The organism is Faecalibacterium sp. DFI.5.82, assembly GCF_029076575.1.
In the GTDB taxonomy this organism is placed as follows: Bacteria; Bacillota; Clostridia; order Oscillospirales; family Ruminococcaceae; genus Faecalibacterium; species Faecalibacterium duncaniae.
Genome location: NZ_JARFIS010000971.1, coordinates 1 through 293, shown reverse-complemented (window position 1 = coordinate 293; position 293 = coordinate 1). Strand labels below are relative to the sequence as shown.

The 293-nt window shown below is 71.7% G+C and carries 1 pseudogene; it reads left to right on the top strand.

The features are described from left to right. Positions 1–49: 49 nt before the first annotated feature. Positions 50–293: pseudogene (locus P0G09_RS19730) on the top strand (peptide chain release factor N(5)-glutamine methyltransferase); the annotation flags it as partial.

The window sequence follows — 293 nt, the reverse complement described above, 5'->3', positions numbered from 1 at the left end:
CCATTGCCGCCGTCACGCCGGTCCTGCCCGAGGACCCGGAGGACGGCAGATGGTAACCGCAGGGATGCTGCCCCGGGCGGCAGTCCGGGAGGTGGAGGCACGCCTGCACGCCGCAGGCTGCCCCGACTCAGATTTTGACGCGGCCGAGCTCTTCCGGCTGGCAGTGGGCGGGGATGCCCGCCTTGCCGATGCTCCGCTGGGCGCAGAGCAGGCAAAGCGGCTGGAAGCCCTGACGGCCCGCCGCGCATCCCGGGAGCCTTTGCAGTACCTCTGCGGCAGCTGGCCCTTCCTTG